This is a genomic window from Pseudomonas sp. SIMBA_068 (assembly GCF_046534705.1).
In the GTDB taxonomy this organism is placed as follows: domain Bacteria; phylum Pseudomonadota; class Gammaproteobacteria; order Pseudomonadales; family Pseudomonadaceae; genus Aquipseudomonas; species Aquipseudomonas putida.
The window spans coordinates 1,280,614-1,297,510 of the sequence record NZ_JAWRYI010000001.1 but is presented as its reverse complement, the minus strand read 5'-3'; the positions used below and the strand labels follow the sequence as shown (position 1 = coordinate 1,297,510).

Below are 16,897 nucleotides of genomic sequence, written 5' to 3'. Positions count from 1 at the left end.
CTACATCCACCAGGCCAGCACCACCGGCAGCCAGGCGAACGAAAGCACCGTGGAACACATCACCAGGTTCGCCACCTGCTCTGGTTCACGGTTGGCTCGCACCGCCATAAGGTAGTTGAACACGGCCACCGGCATCGCCGACTGCACCACCAGCACCGCTCGCTCAAGGTTGTCCATGCTCAGCGCCGCCCCCACTGCCCAGCCCATCGCAGCCCCCAGGCCAATGCGCAAAGCGCCCAGCAACAGGCCGCTGCCCACGTGGCGCAGGCGAATGCTGGCCAGCGATACCCCTAGGGTCAGCAGCATCAGCGGGATGGTCATGCCGCCCAGCAGGTCTGCGGTGTTGGCCAGCCAGCGCGGCAGTTCGAAATCGAGAAAGATGATGGGCATGGCACCCGCCAGGCTGATGACGATCGGGTTGCGCAGCAGCGCCTTGAGCGAAGCCGCCGTGCCGGAAATGGCCATGCCGATGGTGAACTGCACGATCGACAGGGTCAGGAAAAACGCCACGGCCAGTGCCAGGCCGTGCTCACCGAAGGCGTACAGGCTGATCGGCAGGCCCATGTTGCCGGTGTTGGGGAACATGAACGCCGGCAGCAGTACTCGCCAATGCATGCCAGAAGCGCGACACACCAGCAACGCGGCCAGGGCCATGCCCAAGGTGCACAGCAGGCAAGCCAAAGCCATGCTGGTGAAGGCATCCGGGTTCAGCTCGGTGCGGCTGAGGGTGGACAGCACCAGCGACGGGGTGCCAACAGTCATCACAACCCGGGCGATGAAGTCGGTGGGGTAGTCCAGGCCCTTGCGGGCCCAGGCATAGCCGATGCCGGCGACGATGAAAACCGGGGCCAGGACTGCGAACAGCGACGCGAACATGATGGGCCTTCCTTGGTGTGGGTTCAGTATTATGCAGCAGTCCGTGAGAGGGCCGGGGCCGCACAGGGGCCCCAAGATGTCTGCCCAAGACACTTTCATGTCGCCCTTGGACTGCGGCGTCTCGTCGCATACCCGTGCCCCTTGGGCAAAAGCTTCCAAGCCCGTAGAATCCCGCTTCCTTTTCGCCCGTCGCCTTGAACGGTGGCAACCCGCAGCAATGACAGAGTCCGTGCCTGAACACATGAACGCACATGTGAAATAGGCTCAACCTTCCCCGCCCGGCCCATTCCCAAAGGGGCCAGCGGTTGAGTCTTGCCCAGGTCGCATCCGTGTCGCCACTCGCCCCCTTGTCGGGTCGAGCCGGTGTGCGCGTCCGAGAAGGCGCTCATTCCGCTCATCCAACTAGAGGTTCGTATGTCTCCGCGTTTGCTGGCCATGGCGCTGGCGCCCCTGCTCGGGCTGTTCATCATTGCCCTGGGCAACGGCTTCATGTCTTCGCTGACCACCCTGCGCCTGGGCGCTGCCGGTGAATCGGCCACCACCATCGGTGTCGTCTCGTCGACCTACTTCATCGGCCTGACCCTGGGCGCCATCTTCAACGACCGGCTGATCTTGCGCATCGGCCATATCCGCGCCTATACAAGCTTTGCTTCGCTGATCGCCGCGACCATTCTGCTGCAGGGGCTGTTCTACGATGTCACCTGGTGGTCGGTGCTGCGCCTGATCAACGGCTGGGCAGCAGTCGGCGTATTCCTGGTGATCGAAAGCTGGCTGCTGCTGGCCGGCGACGCGAAAATCCGCGGCCGCCTGCTGGCGCTGTACATGATTGCCTTCTACGGCGCCGGGGTGATTGCCCAGGCAGGCCTGGGCGAAATCACCCAGCTTGGCGACACCGCACCCTTCATGCTGGCTGGCGTGCTGGCTGCCCTGTCGGTGCTGCCTATCGTGATCCTGCCGCGGGTATCGCCCCTGCTGGACCAGGTCGAACCCCTCAAACCCCGCCAATTGCTGGGTGTGGCGCCGTCTGGCCTGGTTGGCTGCTTCGGTTCGGGCGTGGCGATTGCCGGCATCTATGCCCTGCTGCCGTTGTACCTGCAGCGCATCGGCCTGGCGGTGGGCGAGGTCGGCAACATGATGGCCTGGGTGATCCTCGGCGCCATGCTGCTGCAATACCCGGTGGGCCGCTGGTCCGACCGCAAGGACCGTCAGGACGTCTTGATCGCCCTGGCCGCGCTGTGCGTGGTGCTTTCGCTGATCACGGTATTCCTGCCGTCGGACTCTTTCCTGCTACCGGCCATGCTGTTCCTGCTGGGTGGTGGCGTGTTCACGCTGTACCCGGTGGCAGTCAGCCACGCGGCCGACCGGGCGCCTTCCGATGCGCTGGTACCGATGATTCAAGGCTTGCTGCTGATCAACTCGCTGGGTTCGGCCATGGCGCCGGTGGCGATTTCGCCGATGATGACCGAGTTTGGCGAGGCCGGGTTGTTCTGGGCCTTTGCCGTGGTCAACCTGGCCATGGTGTGCTTCTTCATGTGGCGCCGTGGCAAGCGCCCGGCCGCAGAGCACCCGGCGCCGTTCACCGCCTCGACCACCTTCTCGCCAACCGGCGCCGAGCTGCGGGTCACCGAAGACCTGATGCATGCGGCGCAGGAGCATCCACCGCTGGAGCCGGCGGAAACCCCGGCGCCAGCACAGCGCTCAGAATCTCATTGATTCCAGGGCCGCTCTCACAGGCAATCGCATTTCCTTGTGGGAGCGGCCTTGCGTCGTGATTGGGCTGCAAAGCAGCCCCGAAAATGACCACCCGTCGCCCAGAAGGCACCCCGCCACCCGTCGCCAGCCAAACGAATGACAGATCATCCGCAAAGGAGCATTCCCATGATCCGCATTCGCCCGCTTTCGCTGTGCCTGGCGCTGGCCTTGACCAGCCTCACCGGCATCAGCTTCGCCGCCACCGACACCAACACCGACAGCCGTCCGCAAACCGACCAGTCTGGCGGCAAGACCGCCGGTGACGACAGCAGCGTCAACAGCCCTGGCAGTGGCCAGGACAACGACAGCAGCGACACCGGCAGCAACAGCGATGCCGCCGACGGGGCCAGTGGGGGTTCCAACAGCACGGGCGAGGCGACCGGCTCTGGGGCCGGGCACACCGGCGGCACCGCCGAGGACCAGGACAGCCACTAAGGCTCGCCTCGGCTACACTGCGCCCCAAAGCCCTGCCAAGGATTCGTCATGAACGTCAAACCGTGGCTGCTCGCCGCCCTGCTGCCTTGCACGGCGTTGGCCAACAGCAGTAACCAAGGTGCGCTGTCGATCAGTTCCTCGTCGTTCACCGATGGTGGCGTGATCGCCCTGCAGCAGGTCGGCCCAGACCCGGCCTGCGGCGCCGGTGAAGAGCGCACCCCGCAACTGAGCTGGGAAAACCTGCCCGCAGGTACCCGGTCGCTCGCGCTGATCATGTTCGATCCGGACGGCGGCAAGGGTATCGGCGTGGTGCACTGGGTCGCCTACAACATCGACCCGGAACACGATGGGCTCAAGGAAGGCATGGCGGGGCTCAGTGGGCAATACGTGACTGTGGGGCGCAACTCGCGGGGCACCCTCAGCTACCGGGGCCCCTGCCCACCCGCTGGTGACAACCCGCACCATTACGCACTGACCCTGATCGCCACCGACCTGACGTTGGGCACCTTGCCCGAAGGCCTGGACCGCAATGGCCTGCTGCAGTTGCTACAAGGCCACGCATTGGGGGCGCAGAGCCTGGTCGGTCGTTATGGTCATTGAACCAATCAGTACAAAAACAAATGATCGGCCCCATAGCATTTATCCATTGAATGGCCCGGTAAAACTGAAGTAAGCTCGGGCTCATTCACTGGAGAGCAACATGCCAAAACACACCCGCAACCACGCCAACCACACCGGTCGCAACCTGCGCCCTGTGCTGGCCGTTGCCGGCTGCGTGGCACCTGCCAGCTATTACTTTGGGTATTGGTTTAGCCACTAGGCGCCGATACCCACACGGCGCCCACCTTCGAGGGGCCGCCGAACATGAGAATACTCAAACCCCCGGTCGGCTCCCCGACCGGGGGTTTTGCTTTTCAGGCCTTTGAACAACACCGATTCACATTGAGGACAGATTCATGAACTACGCCACTTATTACTACGCAAACACCTCTGCCTGGCGATTTAGCCAATCCCGTTCGGGCCAGCCTGCCGCCTCCGATCGGTCCTCTACCGGTGGCAATGCAGCAGCCAATACGAATTCAACGATCTGTCGAACACCTCGATAGGGCCGACGACGCGGGCCTGAACCCGCCGTCCGCCCAGGGAAAAACGCCATGCAAGCTTCCAACCTCGCCCTGCCCCTGACCCAGCCGCAAGCAGCCAACACCACCGTCAGCAAGCGCCTGCCCAGCCCGCACCTGCTCAAGCAGCAGATGCCGCTGTCCAGTGAACTGGCCCAGCAAGTCCAGGCCCACCGCCAAGCCATCCGCAACATCCTCGAAGGCCGCGACGAGCGCCTGCTGGTCATCGTCGGCCCATGCTCGATCCACGACCCACGCTCGGCCCTGGAATACGCCGACCGCCTGGCCGCGCTCAGCCGCGAAGTGGATGACAAGCTGCTGCTGGTGATGCGCGCCTACGTCGAAAAACCGCGTACTACCGTGGGCTGGAAAGGCCTGGCCTACGACCCGCACCTTGATGGCAGCGACGACATGCACTCGGGTATCGCCTTGTCCCGCGGGCTGATGCTGAGCATGATCGAGCGGGGCCTGCCGGTTGCCACCGAGCTGCTGCAACCGATGGCCGCCGGCTACTTCGACGACCTGCTGGCCTGGGCCGCGATTGGCGCACGCACCACCGAATCGCAGATTCACCGCGAAATGGTCAGTGGCCTGGAGCTGCCGGTCGGTTTCAAGAACGGCACCGACGGCGGCATCACCATCGCCAGCGACGCCATGCGCAGCGCTGCCCACCCGCACCGCCACTTCGGCATGGATGCGCAGGGCCACCCGGCAATCATCGAAACCTTGGGCAACCCGGACACGCACCTGGTACTGCGCGGCGGCCACAAAGGCCCCAACTACGATGCCAACAGCATCGCCATGGCCCGCCAGGCCCTGGCCAAGGTGGGGTTGCAGGCGCGGATCATGGTCGATTGCAGCCACGCCAACAGCGGCAAGGACCCGGCACGCCAGTCAGCGGTGTTCAACGAAGTGCTGGAACAACGCCTGGCCGGTGACCGCTCGATCGTTGGCGTGATGATAGAGGGGCACCTGTTCGATGGCTGCCAAGCGCTGGGCAAGGGGGCACTGAAATACGGCGTGTCGATCACCGACGGCTGCCTGGGCTGGGCCTCGACTGAAACCCTGTTGCGTGAGGCGGCACAAAAACTGTAAGCCCAAGGTTGCGAGCCTGGCGAGACATACCCCAAGCAAGTGCGCTAGGCTTGCCTTTTTACCCCAAGGAGCAGTACCCATGGCCCATGCAACCGCCCGCCACATCCTGGTCAGCAGCGAAGACAAGTGCAACGAACTGAAAGCCCAGATCGAAGCAGGCGCCGACTTCGCCGAAATCGCCAAAGCCAACTCCACCTGCCCATCCAGCCGTCAGGGCGGTGACCTGGGCTCGTTCGGCCCGGGCCAGATGGTCAAGGAATTCGACACCGTGGTGTTCAGCGCCCCGGTCAACACCGTGCAAGGCCCGGTGAAGACCCAGTTCGGGTACCACCTGCTGGAAGTGACCAGCCGCCAGGACTAAGTCCTCGCAGCCGATGAAACTCCCTGTGGGAGCGGGCGTGCCCGCGAATGCGTCGGAGCAGTCAACGAGGTTGTCTGGTCTGGCCTATTCGCGGGCATGCCCGCTCCCACAGGGATTGTGTGGCCTGCTCCTGCTTAGTCTTGTCTTCAATACACAGGCGGCCCCAACCCACGCCCTCACCGTCTACGACGAAGCCCCCCGCTACACCCCGGACTTCCAGCATTTCGACTACGTAAACCCCGACGCCCCCAAGGGCGGCATCCTGCGCCGCTCGGCCATCGAGATAGGCCAGTTCGACCATATCCTGCCGTATATCGACAAGGGCATCGGTGTCAGCGAGGTCGACGGCCTGCTATACGCGCCACTGGCGGTCCGCTCGTTCGATGAACCCTACACCGTCTATGGCCTGATCGCCCGAAACATGGAGCGTGGCCCGGACGATGCCTGGCTGCGTTTCGAGATAGATCCGCGTGCCACCTTCGCCGATGGCAAACCCGTTCGCGCCGAGGACGTACGGTTTACCTTCGAGCTGTTGATGAGCAAGGGCAGCCTTAAATACCGCACCCAGTTCGCCGACGTGACCGGCGTCACCGTGGAAGGCCCGCAGCACGTGCGCTTCGACTTCAAGGCCGACCACGGCCGCACCCTGGCGCTGGACCTCGCCAGCCTGCCGGTGCTGCCCGAACATGACTGGCAGCAGCGCGACTTCGCCAATGGTGCCGGCTTCGACAAGCCGGTCGGCAGCGGGCCGTACCGCATCGGGCGCATCGACAACGGCCGCAGCATCACCTTCGAGCGCAACCCGACCTGGTGGGCGCGCAACCTGCCGGCCAGCCGTGGCCGCTACAATTTCGACCAACTGCGCATCGAGTACTTCGGCGACACCGAAGTGGCGCGGCAGGTGCTCAAAGGCGGTGGCTACGACTATAACCGCGAGTTCTCCGCCACCGCCTACACCCTGGGCTACAACGGCGCGCAACTGGACGACGGCCGCCTGCAACGCGCCCACCTGGGCCCGGCCAAACCGCAGGTTGCCCAGGGTTTCGTGTTCAACCTCGACCAGCCGCAGTTCAAGGACCGCCGCGTGCGCCAGGCGCTGGGCATGCTGTGGGACTACGAGTGGAGCAACCGGCAGATGATGCGCAACCTGTACATCCGCCAGCAGAGCGTGTTCTCCAACACCCCGCTGGCAGCCCGCAAGCTGCCGGATGCCGGCGAACTCAAGCTGCTCGATCCGCTGCGTGGCAAAGTACCGGACGAAGTCTTCACCACCGTGTTTACCGCACCGGTCACCGATGGCTCGGGGGTTATCCGCAAGCAGCAGTTGCAGGCCCTGGCGCTGCTCGAACAAGCCGGCTGGCACCCCGAAGGTGACCGCCTGGTGAACAACCAGGGCACGCCGCTGGCATTCACCTTCCTCAACGGCCAGTCCGGCCTGGAGCGCCTGCTGCTGCCGTGGAAACGCAACCTGGCACAGATCGGCGTCACCTTGAACATTCGCAATGTCGATTCAGCCCAGTACGTCAACCGCCTGATGGCACGCGACTACGACATGATCGTCACCGGCTACCCGGTCACCCTGTCGCCCGGTGCCGAGCTGTACAACTATTTTGGCTCGGCAGCCGCCCACGACCCCGGCTCGAACAACCTGATGGTGTTGCAGGACCCGGCCGTGGACCAGCTGATCGACGGCCTGGTGCGCGCCGACACCCAGGCCGACATGCTGCAGCACGCCCATGCCCTGGACCGGGTGCTGCAATGGAACTATTACTGGATCCCCAACTATTACCCGCCGGGCAGCTCCACCGTCTGGTGGAACCGTTTCGGCCTGCCCAAAGTCCAGGCCGCCTTTGACGAAGGCCTGGACACCTGGTGGGAGGTTAGCCCCACCCCGTTGACCAACGCGCAAATGGCCGAACGCCGGAAGACCTCGCCATGACCACCTATATCCTGCGCCGCCTGTTGTTGATCATCCCGACGCTGCTGGCGATCCTGCTGGTGAATTTCGCCATCGTCCAGGCCGCCCCGGGTGGCCCGGTGGAACAGGCCGTGGCGCGGCTGCAAGGCCTGGGTGGCGGCGCACCCGGCGCCCGGGCGGAAGTGGTGCACAGCGAGTCGCGGGCCGCCCGCGGCCTGGACCCGAAACTGATCGAAGAGATCAAGCGCCAGTACGGCTTTGACAAGTCCGCCCCCGAACGCCTGTGGTTGATGCTCGGCCAGTATGCCCGCCTGGACTTTGGCAGCAGTTTCTTCCGTGGTGCCAAAGTCACCGACCTGATCCTCGACAAGTTACCGGTCACCCTGTCGCTGGGCTTCTGGGCCACCCTGATCACCTACCTGGTATCGATCCCGCTGGGTATCCGCAAGGCGGTGCGCCACGGCAGCCGTTTCGATGCCTGGAGCAGCGCACTGATCGTGATCGGCTACGCCCTGCCCTCGTTCCTGTTCGCCTTGCTGCTGATCGTGCTGTTCGCCGGCGGCACCTCGCTCAACTGGTTCCCGGTACGTGGCCTGGTCTCGGAAAACTTCGACGAACTCAGCCTGGTGGGCAAGGTGGCCGACTACTTCTGGCACCTGGTGCTGCCGGTCGGGGCCTTGGTGATCGGCGGTTTCGCAACCCTTACGTTGCTGACCAAGAACGCCTTCCTGGACGAGATTTCCCGCCAGTACGTGGTCACCGCCCGCGCCAAAGGCTTGAGTGAGCGCCGAGTGCTGTACGGCCATGTGCTGCGCAATGCCATGCTGCTGGTGGTGGCCGGGTTACCGCAGGCACTGATCACGGTGTTTTTCGCCGGTTCGTTGCTGATCGAGGTGATCTTCTCCCTCGATGGCCTGGGCCGCCTGAGCTACGAGGCCGCCGTGTCGCGAGATTACCCGGTGGTGTTCGGCACCCTGTTCATCTTCACCCTGGCAGGCCTGTTGATCCGCCTGATCGGTGACCTGTCGTACACCCTGCTCGACCCGCGTATCGACTTCGACACGAGGGCGCACTGATGCTTTCGCCCGTCTCGCGCCGCCGCCTGCAACGCTTTCGCCGCAACCGCCTCGGCTGGGTCTCGCTGTGGCTGTTCGCCGGCCTTCTGCTGTTGTGCCTGTGCGCTGAGCTGGTGGCCAACGACAAGCCGCTGCTGTTGGGCTACAAGGGCGACCTGTACGTACCGGCGCTCAAGCGCTACACCGAACAGGAATTCGGCGGCCAGCTGCCATTCCAGCCCGACTATCGCAGTGCCTATGTACGGCAATTGATCGCAGGCCAGGGCGGCTGGATGCTGTTCGCGCCCATCCCGTTCAGCGCCGACACCCCCAACTACGACTTGCTGGTACCCACCCCCAGCCCGCCCAGCGCGAGCAACTGGCTAGGCACCGACGACCAGGGCCGCGATGTGCTGGCTCGGGTGCTGTATGGCACGCGGGTATCGCTGCTGTTTGCCTTTGCACTGACCGTGGTCAGCGTGTTTATCGGCGTGGTGGCCGGCGCGTTGCAGGGCTACCACGGCGGCTGGGTGGACCTGCTCGGGCAACGCCTGCTGGAGGTGTGGTCGGGGTTGCCGGTGCTGTACCTGCTGATCATTCTCAGCGGTTTTGTCGAGCCGGATTTCTGGTGGCTGCTGGGCATCATGGCGCTATTCTCCTGGCTTGCCCTGGTCGATGTCGTGCGCGCCGAGTTCCTGCGTGGGCGCAACCTGGAGTACGTGAAAGCCGCTCGCGCGCTGGGGTTGCCGGACAGCCAGGTGATGCTGCGGCATATCTTGCCCAATGCCATGAACGCCACGCTGACCTATGTACCGTTCATGCTGACCGGGGCAATCACCACCCTGACTGCACTGGATTTTCTCGGTTTCGGCATGCCGGCCGGGAGTGCCTCGCTGGGTGAGCTGGTGACCCAGGGCAAGCAACATCTGGAAGCGCCGTGGCTGGGCTTTACGGCGTTTTTTGCGCTGGCGGTGATCTTGTCATTGCTGGTGTTTATCGGGGATGGCTTGCGCGAAGCGTTTGATCCCCGAGGATGAATTTTCACGCTCGGCTTTTACATGACAAGGAGCTTTGCATGACCCTCACAGGCAAGACTGCACTCGTCACCGGTTCCACCAGCGGCATCGGCCTGGGTATCGCCCAGGTGCTGGCCCGCGCTGGCGCCAATATCGTGCTCAACGGCTTTGGCGACCCGGCACCGGCTATTGCCGACATCGCCCGCCATGGCGTGAAGGTGGTTCACCACCCGGCCGACCTGTCGGACGTGGCCCAGATTGAAGCGCTGTTCGCCCTGGCCGAACGCCAATTCGGTGGCGTCGACATCCTGGTCAACAACGCCGGCATCCAGCATGTAGCGCCGGTGGAGCAGTTCCCGCTGGAAAGCTGGGACAAGATCATTGCCCTGAACCTGTCAGCCGTGTTCCATGGCACGCGCCTGGCCCTGCCGGGCATGCGCACGCGCAACTGGGGGCGCATCATCAACATTGCCTCGGTGCATGGCCTGGTCGGCTCGACCGGCAAGGCGGCCTACGTGGCAGCCAAGCATGGTGTGATCGGCCTGACCAAGGTGGTAGGGCTGGAAACCGCGACCAGCTATGTCACCTGCAACGCCATCTGCCCCGGCTGGGTGCTGACCCCGCTGGTGCAAAAGCAGATCGACGATCGTGCTGCCAACGGTGGCGATCTGCTGCAAGCACAGCATGATCTGCTGGCCGAAAAGCAACCGTCGCTGGCGTTTGTCACCCCCGAGCACCTGGGTGAACTGGTACTATTCCTGTGCAGCGAGGCCGCAAGCCAGGTTCGCGGCGCCGCCTGGAACGTCGATGGTGGCTGGTTGGCCCAGTGACGGGCAGCCTGGGCCTGGCGGCGGGTTCGCATTCGTTTATCTGCAAGGAGGCCCTATGCGCCCTACCCCGATGACCGCAATTCTGGCCCTCACCCTGGCTGCCGCCACGCCTTTGATGGCGGCCAGCCTGAAGGACGTCGCGCCTTACCCCGCAGCGGAAAAAGGCTTTACCCGGCAGGTTATCCACCTGCCGGCACAGGCCGATGAATCGGCCTACAAACTGGAAATCCTCGCCGGCAAGACGTTGCAGGTCGACTGCAATCGCCAGCGCCTGGGCGGCAGCCTGGAAGAACGCACCCTGGAAGGCTGGGGTTACAACTACTACCGCCTGGACAAAGTCAGCGGCCCGGCCAGCACCCTGATGGCCTGCCCGGATGGCAAGAAGACCAAGGCCTTCGTGCCGGTAATCGGTGACGGCTTCATGCTGCGCTACAACAGCAAGCTGCCGGTGGTGGTGTATGTGCCCAAGGATGTCGAGGTGCGCTACCGCATCTGGTCGGCGTCGCAGGACGTGCAAAAGGCCAAAGCAGAGTAATACCGCGGTCCCTGCAGGAGCGGCCTTGTGCCGCTCCTGCAAGGCGAATCTATCAGGCATAATGCGCCCCTTTTTTCGCGCCCGAAGCACAGGTACCTCATGAAAGCCCAAGCCCGCCACATCCTGGTCAAGACCGCTGACGAAGCCGAAAAGCTCAAACAGCGCATCGCCAACGGCGAGGCTTTCGACGTGCTCGCCAAAAAGTTTTCTATCTGCCCTTCGGGCAAGCGCGGCGGCGACCTGGGCGAAGTCCGCCCGGGCCAGATGGTCGGCGCTATCGACCAGGTAATTTTCAAGAAACCTTTGCGTGTGGTGCACGGGCCGATCAAGAGCAAGTTCGGCTACCACCTGGTGCAAACGTTCTACCGCGATTGATGGCAGCGGGCCACCTGACATTTTTGCCAGTTGTCCCGTCACCTTACATTGCATACAACTCCGGCAGGGCCGAAGCCGTCCTGCTGGCGTCGCTTCAGGTAGTGGACCCTTGAATGGACCCGGAGACCTGCCTATGCGATGCCCCCGCCTGCTGCTGCCCATCCCCCTGCTGGCACTGCCATTACTGGCTCATTCCCAATCCCTGACGGTTACCCCCGGTGAGACCCTTGGCGCCCTCGTGCAAACCGATGCCGCTGATGAGTTCACCCTCAGCGGCGGAACGGTCCAGTCATTGCAACAAGGCAATGGCCAAGACACCTTCACCATGTCTGGCGGCACGCTCGGGTCATTGAACCAAGGCGGTGACATGGACACGTTCACCATGACCGGCGGCACCATCACGGGCGCTTTTGAAGATGGTGACACGGCGTGGTTCAAAGGCGGCAGCATTGGCCGAATCGATCTCAAGCTCGCTGACAACTTCCTCGAGATTTCCCAAGGGCTCGGTGTCGAAACCGTTGTTGTTGGCAACGTGGTCAGCGGGCTTGGCAACGACACGATCATCATGACGGGCGGCACCGTCGGCGGTGATATCAGTACCAGTAGCGGCGTTGACAAGATAACCATCAGCGGCGGCACGCTCAAAGGCGAAATACGCACTGGCAACGGCAAGGATGAATTTACCTGGACGGGTGGCCAGATCGGTAAACGGGTCATCATGGAGAATGACGATGACACCGCCATCGTCCGCGCCCTCGACCTGGGCAACTCTGCCGTTATCCTGGACGGCGGTACCGGCACGGACACACTGACATTCGAGCAGAGTCAGGTCGGCCAAGGTGCGTCGTACATAAACTGGGAGTCCATCAACCTCCAGCAAGGCAGCCGGCTCACCCTCAACGACACCCTTACGCTGGGAGACCTGGGCAGCGATCAGCCGCGCGTGATCCCGGCCACTGGGACCGGGACCCTGCAAATCGATGCAAGCAGCGCGCTGAACAGCCGTCAGGGCAGCATCGTCAGCATCCAGAGTGACAGCAAGGTATCGGTAGTCAACGCCGGCACCATCGACCTGAGTCGTGGCAACGACGCTCAAGGCCGCCTGACCGTTCAGGGCGATTACACCGGTAACAACGGCACACTGCGCCTGAATAGCGTGCTGGCAGGCGATGGCGCAGCCTCCGACCGCCTGGTAGTCAGCCGTGGCGCCATTAGCGGCTCCACGCAATTGCTCGTCAACAACCTCAATGGCGCGGGTGCAGCAACTGCACAGAACGGCATCCAGGTCGTCGAAGCCCGTGACGGCGCCACCAGCACGGCCACTGCATTTGTGCAGACGCAAACGCTATCGGTGGGTGCCTATGACTACCGGTTGTTCAAAGGTGGTGTAACCGCTGGCAGCGAAAACAGCTGGTACCTGCGCTCGACGCTGGTCGCGCCACCCGCTCCAGCACCGGTACCCGAGCCCGAACAACCCACTCAACCTTCACAGCCGGGCGAGCCACCTGTGATAGCACCGGCCCAGACACAACCTGTTGCCGCACCGGCACCTGGCCAGGTTGACCTGCCCGCCCCCGTGCAAGGCGAAAGCCTGCCGCTGTATCGCCCGGAGGTGCCGGTTTACGCTGCCGCCCCAAGAGGCGCTGCGATTATCGCCCGCCAGGCCCTGGGCACCTTCCATCAACGCCAGGGCGACCAACAGTTGCTCAAAGGCGAAGGCGCCCTGCCTGCCAGTTGGGGGCAGGCCTACGGCGGCACCCTGCGCCAGCAATGGAGCGGTACGGTCAGCCCGAGCCTGGATGGCGACCTGTACGGTTTCAAGGTGGGCCAGGACCTGTATGCCAAGGTCGGCGACAACGGTTACCGTCAGCATGTCGGTATCTACGTCAGCCACAGCCGCCTGGACGCCGACGTCAAAGGTTTCGCCCTGGCCGAGCAAGATCGCAGCGTGGGTGACCTGAAACTTGATGGTGACAGCGTCGGCACTTACTGGACGCTGGTCGGGCCACAAGGCGCGTATCTGGATGCAGTGTTGCAGTACACCCGTCTAGATGGACGTGCCCGCTCGCACCGCGGCGACAAGCTGGACATCGATGGCCACGCCTGGACGGCGTCGCTGGAATCCGGCTACCCCATCGCCCTGTCCGAACGCTGGACGCTGGAGCCGCAAGCCCAGCTGATTGCACAAAAAGTCTCGCTCGACAGCGCAAACGATAGTGTCTCGCACATCAGCCATGACGCTCAGGTCGAGCTTACCGGGCGCTTGGGTGTGCGCCTGGAAGGTGCGTTCACGGGAAGCAGCGGGCGCCTGCTGCAGCCCTATGCGCAGGTTAACCTGTGGCACGGCGACGGTGGCCGCGACACCTTGACCTTCGATGGTGTCGACAAGGTCAAGACCGACTACCGCTATACCTCAGTGCAACTGGAAAGCGGCGTGGTGGCGCAGGTCAGCCAAGCGCTGAGCCTGCATGGCGGCGTGCAGTACACCGCCAACCTGGACAGCCGCCAGCAGGAAGCCAGCGGCGTCAACCTGGGGGTGCGCTGGCAGTTCTAGCGGCGCGCCGCCAGCAAGCCGAGGCCGGCGCAGCCCAGCAGGGAGGCGCTGACCCGGTTGAACACGCGGCGCGGGCCAGGCTGGCTGAACCAGCGCTGCATGTAGGCGCCCAGGCCTGCATAGAGGGCAATGGCCGCCCATTCCAACAGCAGGAACAACACCCCTAGCCAAAGAAACTGCTCGCTCACCGGGGTGGCGCTGCCGACCGTAACGAACTGCGGCAGGAATGCGGTGAAGATCAGGATGGCCTTGGGGTTGCCGGCCGCCACCCAGAACTCCTGGCGCGTCAGGCGCCAGGTGCCACGCGGGTGGTCCGCTGCCACCACTGCCTCGCCTACCGGTGCACGCCACAGTTGCCAGGCGATGTAGAACAAGTAGGCCGCACCCACTACCTTGATGGCCAGGAACAAGTATTCACTGGTATGCAGCACCACGGCCAGGCCCATGGCCGCCAGGGCGATCATGCCGCTGAAGGCGACGATGCGACCACCCCCGGCCACGCAGGCCGTGCGCAGGCCATAGCGGCTGGCGTTGTGCAGCGACAGCAGGTTGTTCGGCCCCGGCGCCATGTTCAGGGCAAAGCAGGCGGGGATGAAAAGCAGCAGGCTTGAAAGGTCCATTGTTGTTTTCCTTTGGCAACAAGCGTCTATTTCGGCCTCTGCCGGGCCTTGCGGTCAAGCTACAGCCAGCGATAAAAACTGTATGGGTACGCGGCACCTGTTACGCTGCCTGCGACATAGAGGACCTTGTGATGCCCCGCTCCCACGCCGCGCTGTGGCGCGACCCGGCACTCCCGCATGTGGAAAGCCGCCGCGCCTGTCATAGCCGGGCCTGTTACAAGGCCCACAGTCACCCGACATTTTCCATCGGTGCGGTGGATGCCGGCCACAGCCATTTCAGCGGCGCCGCGCATGGGCAGGAACGGCTGACGCCCGGCACGCTGGTGCTGGTGCCAGCCCACCGCGTACATGCCTGCAACCCCGAGCCCGGCCACGCCTGGAGCTACCAGATGCTGCATGTGGATGCCGACTGGCTGGCATACGTGCGCCTGGAGTCGGGGCTAGGCGGCGCCGGGCCCGGCGAGCCGGCGCGTATCTGCCGGGCGCCGGCGGTGTATGGGCAGTTCTGCGAGCTGAACAGGTTGCTGTTCTCCAGCGCCAGCAACAGTGAGAAGGATGCGGCATTGATTGCCTTTGTGGGTGACCTGGACTTTTCCGCACAAGCCCCTCTGGCAGCAGCCCCCGCCTTGGGGGCGACTGCGTTGAGCGGGTTGATCGCGCGCCTCGAAGGGCAAGACCCCGCGCAACTATGCCTGGAGGTGCTGGCCCGCGAAGCCGGCCTTGGGCGCTACCAGCTGATCCGCGCATTCCGCACCGCCACCGGCTTGACCCCGCATGCCTATGTGCTCAATGCCCGGATCAATCGCGGGCGGCAGTTGTTGGGTGAAGGGCTGGCGTTGGCGGAGGTGGCCTACCGCCTCGGGTTCGCCGACCAAAGCCATTTCCAGCGGGTATTCAAGGCCCATGTGGGCGTGACGCCAGGGCAGTATCGGGATGTGCGCAGCCCTTGAGATAGGGCTGCGCAGCAGCCCCAAGGCACTACCACGCAATATTCTTCAATACGCCTGACAAGCCCGGCAGCAGACTGCGGTTTTTCCCGCAGAGCCGCGCCGCCCATGCAACAGTTCCTGATCATCGCCCTCGCCCACTTCCTCGCCCTGCTCTCACCCGGCCCGGACTTCTTCCTGGTCGCACGCAGCTCGATCAACAGCGGCTGGCGCATCGCCAGCGGCGCCTGCCTGGGCATTGCCCTGGCCAATGGCGCGTTCATCGCCATGGCCTTCACCGGCCTGTCGGTGTTGCAGGAAGGCAGCCTGCTGTTCACGTCCCTGCAACTGGCCGGCGCCAGCTACCTGCTGTACACCGGCGTGCTGTTCCTGCGCCATGCCGGGCAAACCAGCCTGCGCTCAGTCACTGACAACCAGCGGGTCCAAGGCTGGTGGCACAATCTGGGCATGGGCTTCTTGTCCGGCATCCTCAACCCCAAGAACGCGCTGTTCTATGCCAGCCTTGCCAGTATGGTAGCCAGCGCCAGCACCGGCTGGAAATCGGCCTACGCCGTGTGGATGTTCAGCATCGTCCTGCTCTGGGACCTGCTGGTGGCCGTGGCCATCGGTAACCAGCGGGTACTGCGGCGTTTCGCTCGCAGCCTGCCGTGGCTGGAGCGGGCCTCAGGGCTCATGCTGGTGATATTGGCTGCGGCGCTGCTGCTGCATCTGGCCCGGGGCTGACCAGTTGCAAGGTACGCATGTCCATCAAGGTAAAGTGGCCGCTCGCCCAGCCCCCCGTGTCCAGGTGCCAGACATTACCCAGCAGCTTTGCCTCCAGCACCGGCGTGTGCCCGACCAGCAAAGCACGCAGGCCCTGCACCGGTTGGGTATCGCCTTCCTTCAGGCGCCGCCGCGACCACTGGCATACCTCGCGTACCTTCGGGTCGTGATCCAGCTCCAGCTCCAGCCATGAACGCAGCACTGCCCAATCAGCAAACGGGCTGTCTGCATGCAGCAACCCGACCAGGCCGGCCGCGCTTTCCACTTCGATGGCAATCGGTAACTGCTCGAAGCGCTCCACGAAGCGCAATTGTGCGGCCCGCGGCAGGTCCAGGAACCAGCTCCCACCCGCTGCGCGGTACATGTCCAGGTCAAGCCGCCCCCCACGCACGCGAGTGATTGCCAGCGCCTCATGGTTACCTTGCACCGCATGGAACCAAGGCTGCGCGAGCCACTCCAGCACGGCCTCGCTGTGCGGCCCCCGGTCGACCAGGTCACCCACACTGAACAGGCGGTCTACCGCGGGGTCGAACCCCACCGCTTCAAGGCACTGTTCCAGGCGCTGGAAGTGACCATGGATATCGCCCACCGCCAGGTCACGCCCCCGGATATTGGCGAGCAACCGCCGAAACCGTCCCATTACAA

At 64.0% G+C, this 16,897-nt stretch carries 17 protein-coding genes; 14 read left to right on the top strand and 3 right to left on the bottom strand.

Features of this window, described 5'->3' with window-relative positions; translation table 11 throughout:
- The gene (locus SB756_RS05950; protein WP_410910393.1) at window positions 1-876 is read right to left on the bottom strand and encodes an AEC family transporter; all 876 of its coding nucleotides are present in this window, start codon (window positions 874-876) and stop codon (window positions 1-3) included.
- Between the two features lie 414 nt (window positions 877-1,290).
- Here SB756_RS05950 and SB756_RS05945 point away from each other — a divergent pair, with 414 nt between their 5' ends.
- From SB756_RS05945 to SB756_RS05890, 12 genes are all read left to right on the top strand, one after another.
- The gene (locus SB756_RS05945) at window positions 1,291-2,589 is read left to right on the top strand and encodes an MFS transporter (RefSeq protein ID WP_341798767.1); all 1,299 of its coding nucleotides are present in this window, start codon (window positions 1,291-1,293) and stop codon (window positions 2,587-2,589) included.
- A 165-nt stretch (window positions 2,590-2,754) separates the two neighbouring features.
- Window positions 2,755-3,063: a hypothetical protein gene (locus SB756_RS05940; protein ID WP_059395338.1), complete on the top strand. Its 309-nt coding sequence runs from the start codon at window positions 2,755-2,757 to the stop codon at window positions 3,061-3,063.
- Window positions 3,064-3,111: 48 nt separating this feature from the next.
- Window positions 3,112-3,663 carry a YbhB/YbcL family Raf kinase inhibitor-like protein gene (locus SB756_RS05935; protein WP_410910392.1) on the top strand — a complete coding sequence of 184 codons (552 nt, stop codon included), beginning with the start codon at window positions 3,112-3,114 and terminating at the stop codon, window positions 3,661-3,663.
- Window positions 3,664-4,217: 554 nt separating this feature from the next.
- On the top strand, window positions 4,218-5,279 hold the full coding sequence (locus SB756_RS05930; protein WP_410910391.1) for a 3-deoxy-7-phosphoheptulonate synthase: 1,062 nt from the start codon (window positions 4,218-4,220) through the stop codon (window positions 5,277-5,279).
- Between the two features lie 79 nt (window positions 5,280-5,358).
- Window positions 5,359-5,640, top strand: coding sequence for a peptidylprolyl isomerase (locus SB756_RS05925; RefSeq protein WP_410910390.1), 282 nt, complete (start codon window positions 5,359-5,361; stop codon window positions 5,638-5,640).
- 13 nt (window positions 5,641-5,653) lie between these two features.
- The gene (locus tag SB756_RS05920) at window positions 5,654-7,579 is read left to right on the top strand and encodes an extracellular solute-binding protein (RefSeq protein WP_410910389.1); all 1,926 of its coding nucleotides are present in this window, start codon (window positions 5,654-5,656) and stop codon (window positions 7,577-7,579) included.
- Window positions 7,576-8,634: a microcin C ABC transporter permease YejB gene (locus tag SB756_RS05915; RefSeq protein WP_341798763.1), complete on the top strand. Its 1,059-nt coding sequence runs from the start codon at window positions 7,576-7,578 to the stop codon at window positions 8,632-8,634. Before SB756_RS05920 ends, SB756_RS05915 begins: the two co-directional genes overlap by 4 nt.
- Window positions 8,634-9,650, top strand: coding sequence for an ABC transporter permease (locus tag SB756_RS05910; protein WP_341798762.1), 1,017 nt, complete (start codon window positions 8,634-8,636; stop codon window positions 9,648-9,650). The genes SB756_RS05915 and SB756_RS05910 overlap by 1 nt, the downstream gene beginning before the upstream one ends.
- Before the next feature lie 38 nt (window positions 9,651-9,688).
- On the top strand, window positions 9,689-10,459 hold the full coding sequence (gene hbdH / locus SB756_RS05905; protein WP_410910388.1) for a 3-hydroxybutyrate dehydrogenase: 771 nt from the start codon (window positions 9,689-9,691) through the stop codon (window positions 10,457-10,459).
- Between the two features lie 55 nt (window positions 10,460-10,514).
- Window positions 10,515-10,994, top strand: coding sequence for a serine protease inhibitor ecotin (gene eco, locus SB756_RS05900; RefSeq protein WP_410910387.1), 480 nt, complete (start codon window positions 10,515-10,517; stop codon window positions 10,992-10,994).
- Between the two features lie 99 nt (window positions 10,995-11,093).
- Window positions 11,094-11,369, top strand: coding sequence for a peptidylprolyl isomerase (locus tag SB756_RS05895; protein WP_016499499.1), 276 nt, complete (start codon window positions 11,094-11,096; stop codon window positions 11,367-11,369).
- Window positions 11,370-11,502: 133 nt separating this feature from the next.
- On the top strand, window positions 11,503-13,923 hold the full coding sequence (locus SB756_RS05890; protein WP_410910386.1) for an autotransporter outer membrane beta-barrel domain-containing protein: 2,421 nt from the start codon (window positions 11,503-11,505) through the stop codon (window positions 13,921-13,923).
- Here SB756_RS05890 and SB756_RS05885 read toward each other — a convergent pair.
- Window positions 13,920-14,543, bottom strand: a complete 624-nt coding sequence (locus tag SB756_RS05885) for a LysE family translocator (RefSeq protein ID WP_410910385.1) — start codon at window positions 14,541-14,543, stop codon at window positions 13,920-13,922. The genes SB756_RS05890 and SB756_RS05885 overlap by 4 nt on opposite strands.
- 131 nt (window positions 14,544-14,674) lie before the next feature.
- Here SB756_RS05885 and SB756_RS05880 point away from each other — a divergent pair, with 131 nt between their 5' ends.
- Both SB756_RS05880 and SB756_RS05875 read left to right on the top strand, forming a co-directional pair.
- A complete protein-coding gene (locus SB756_RS05880; protein WP_410910384.1) occupies window positions 14,675-15,493 on the top strand; it encodes an AraC family transcriptional regulator in 819 nt (272 codons plus the stop codon).
- A gap of 105 nt (window positions 15,494-15,598) precedes the next feature.
- Complete coding sequence (locus SB756_RS05875; RefSeq protein WP_410910383.1) at window positions 15,599-16,213, top strand: LysE family translocator; 615 nt, start codon at window positions 15,599-15,601, stop codon at window positions 16,211-16,213.
- Here SB756_RS05875 and SB756_RS05870 read toward each other — a convergent pair.
- Window positions 16,161-16,892: a metallophosphoesterase gene (locus SB756_RS05870; protein ID WP_410910382.1), complete on the bottom strand. Its 732-nt coding sequence runs from the start codon at window positions 16,890-16,892 to the stop codon at window positions 16,161-16,163. The genes SB756_RS05875 and SB756_RS05870 overlap by 53 nt on opposite strands.
- Window positions 16,893-16,897: the final 5 nt, after the last annotated feature.